Source organism: Rhizobium sp. PEPV16 (genome assembly GCF_008919455.1).
GTDB lineage: Bacteria > Pseudomonadota > Alphaproteobacteria > Rhizobiales > Rhizobiaceae > Rhizobium > Rhizobium leguminosarum_Q.
Window position 1 is genome coordinate 1 of sequence record NZ_VSZV01000082.1, and the last position, 3,114, is coordinate 3,114.

3 protein-coding genes are annotated in these 3,114 nt (G+C 60.9%); 1 reads left to right on the plus strand and 2 read right to left on the minus strand.

Annotated elements, in window-relative coordinates:
* Positions 1 to 561: arginase family protein (locus FY112_RS00885; protein ID WP_181018117.1), on the plus strand; the 561-nt coding region annotated here is incomplete at its 5' end.
* A gap of 92 nt (positions 562 to 653) precedes the next feature.
* Here the strand turns inward: FY112_RS00885 and FY112_RS00890 are convergent.
* Together FY112_RS00890 and FY112_RS00895 are read right to left on the minus strand one after the other, a co-directional pair.
* A complete protein-coding gene (locus FY112_RS00890) occupies positions 654 to 1,238 on the minus strand; it encodes a cysteine hydrolase (protein WP_094088906.1) in 585 nt (194 codons plus the stop codon).
* Between the two features lie 81 nt (positions 1,239 to 1,319).
* Positions 1,320 to 3,114 (minus strand): EAL domain-containing protein (locus tag FY112_RS00895; protein WP_151517399.1); only part of this gene is annotated, 1,795 nt, incomplete at its 5' end.

Below are 3,114 nucleotides of genomic sequence, written 5' to 3' on the forward strand. Positions count from 1 at the left end.
CCGATTTTGAAGGCCATCGGTCGGCAGCAGCCGGTCGGACTCATTCATATCGATGCCCATTGCGATACAAGCGGCGCCTTCGATCAGACGAAGTTTCATCACGGCGGGCCGTTCCGCAATGCGGTGCTGGACGGCGTGCTCGATCCGACAAGGACGATCCAGATTGGCATTCGTGGTTCGGCGGAATATTTGTGGGAATTCTCCTATGCGTCGGGAATGACCGTGATCCACGCAGAGGATATCAGCGGAATGGGGATTGCGGCCGTCATTGCCAAAGCAAAATCCATCGTCGGCGACGGCCCGACCTATCTTTCCTTCGACGTCGACAGCCTCGATCCGAGCTTTGCGCCCGGCACGGGCACGCCCGAGGTCGGTGGATTGACTACACGTGAAGTCCTTGAGCTGATACGCGGGCTGAAAGGGATCAACTTAGTGGGCGGTGACGTCGTCGAAGTTGCCCCGCAATATGACGCAACGACCAACACGGCGCACGCCGCAGCACAGGTGCTCTTTGAGATCCTGAGCCTCATGGTGTTCAGTCCGTCGATCGGCAAACGCTGAGACCGACCTCTCGGTCATCTCTGGCAATTGGCCGGATGGGCCAAGACCATGTCGTTCGCGCAAAACCGCCGAACAGTTTTGCGCGACATGCTTTAACCAACGCCCCTCAAAAATTCTTCGGTCTCGATGAGTTCGAGCTGCACGGAAAACCGATCGTGCAGAAGTTCCAGTGACGCGTCATGCGTATCGTCGGCGCCGCTGCAGACGGCATCTTTCAGCACGATGACACGATAGCCGAGATCGATCGCGCCGAGCGTCGTGGCAAGCACGCAAACATCCGTTTCACCGCCTGAGATAACCAGCGTATCGACCCGTTCCGACTGAAGGAGCGTATGAAGGCGACCATCGATCCAAGGGGAGTATGTGCGTTTGTCGAAATACCTTGCCGGCGGAACCAACGCCGCCAGCGATGAAGCCAGATCGATCAAGTCGCGCGGAAGATGTTCGCCCGTCATCATCCACCATTTCCGGTAATAGTCCCGCCATTTCCCCGGCATGTCGTCCGCACGCTCGGGTGGCAGGAAGCGAGTAAATATCGTTCGCGACGGGTGCCGCCCGGCCAACTCTTCGATCTGGGGGGAGACCCGCGCCATCCAGGGGACGTGCCACGGTGTGTCTTCGGCAAACATCCGCTGCACGTCGACGCAAAGGTGCCGCCACTCGCCGACCTCGCCCATCAGATCCTCCATCCGCTCTTCGGGGCGTCAACTGTCGCACGGGGCGAAAGTTCCCCTGACCAGCGGAAGATCAGAAGCCCCTTACGCGACGGCGCCTGGAGCAATCGTCAACAATCCGGCGGTGCTCCCAGCTTTCCGGAAGCAGTCAAGTTCGTGCAGAGGAACCGGTTTGGAGAAGAAGTAGCCTTGGAGGTCGGTGCAGCCAAGGGCGGCCAGAAAGTCGCGTTGATATTCGGTTTCGACCCCTTCAGCCGTCGTCGAGATACCGAGATTGCGGCTGAGCGCGACGATGGCGCCGATGATTGCCGCCCCGTTTGCTTTCGTGCCGAGCTGCGAGACGAATGAACGATCGATCTTGATGCGGTCGATATCGAAACGCACCAGGTGGCTGAGGCATGAATAGCCGGTTCCGAAATCATCCAGCGAAACCTGAACACCCCGACTGCGCAGTGACTTCAGCACCGTATAAACGTCCGAATTATCCTCGATGAGCGAGGATTCGGTAAGCTCGAGCTCGAGCCGGGACGGCTGCAGGCCGCTCTCCTCAAGAACGGCGAAGACTTCCTCGGCGAAATGTGGCCTTCTCAGCTGGGCAGGAGACACGTTGACCGCAACGAACGTGTCTTCCGGCCATTCGCAGGCGGCTCTGCAGGCTTCGCGCAGGACCCAGAAACCGAGAGCGTCGATGAGCCCGCCCTCCTCGGCGACAGGGATGAAGCTGGCAGGCGTCAACAGTCCGCGCTGACTGTGACGCCAGCGCACGAGTGCCTCCGCGCCCGACGCCGCGTATCCTGCCTCAGCGCGATGGACCGTTTGGTAATAGACCTCGAGCGATCCGAAGCCCGGCCCGTTTACAATCGGATCGGATTGCGGACCGTCAGCGTCTGAGGCGGTGCCTTTGGCCAGAACTTCGCGCAATTCGTTCTTGAGAATGTCGCGCGCATTCCTGCCGCCGTCCATGGACGGTGAATAAAGACGCCACTGGCCTCTGCCGCCCATCTTTGCCTCGTACAGCGCGACGTCGGCGTAGCGCATGATGTCATCGGCATTCCGCCCGGCGTCCGGCACGACGGTCACGCCGATGGAGCCGCCGACGCGCGCGACCGCCTCGCCCCTTAAAAGCGGGAAGGGCTTGCCAAGTTCGGCAACGATCGCTTCGCATATTGCCGGCAAAACGTGGTCATGATCTTTGATGTCCCGGAGAAGCAGGGCGAATTCGTCGCCTCCAAGCCGGGCCAGCGTGTCGCCCGGACGAAGCAAGGAGCGGATCCGCTCCGCGGCCATCCTGATGAGTTCATCGCCGGCGGCGTGGCCGAATGTGTCGTTCACGGCTTTGAAGCGGTCGAGGTCGAGAAGTGCGACTGCCGAGCGCTCGGTCGAATTCTGCGTCTCGGCCAGGCACTCGTCGAACCTCATCGCAAACAAAGCGCGGTTGGGAAGATCGGTCAGCACATCATGCAGGGCAAGCTGCCGTGCATGCAGCTCGCTTTTCCTCAACTCGCCGAGACTGCTTCGCAGGCGCACCAGCAAGACCGAGAACAGGATCGCGATCACCAAGGCGGCAACTGAAAGCGCCGGCATCAATCGGCCGATCACCCTCGAACCTGGAAGATCGGGCCGCCATACGATGAAGCCGATCGGTTCGCCGTTTGCCGTGGCGTCGATCTGGAACGCAACCTCGTTTTCGTCTGCATCGGCCGTGCGCGCGAAGCGGGCGCCGTTAAGGCCCTGTTCCCGGCTCAATTCATCCAACGCCGCACCATCGATAAATCGCACGACGATCAGGAATTGCCGCATCGGCTGCTGCTGTCCCCCGGCAACCTCGTTGATGGCGACGGCGCCCACGATCGTCGGCCGGCCCTCCAGCCGCATCAGG

Excerpts from the sequence above, each read along its gene's own strand:
- FY112_RS00890 (WP_094088906.1), bottom strand. The coding sequence starts at position 1,238 with ATGGGCGAGGTCGGCGAGTGGCGGCACCTTTGCGTCGACGTGCAGCGG.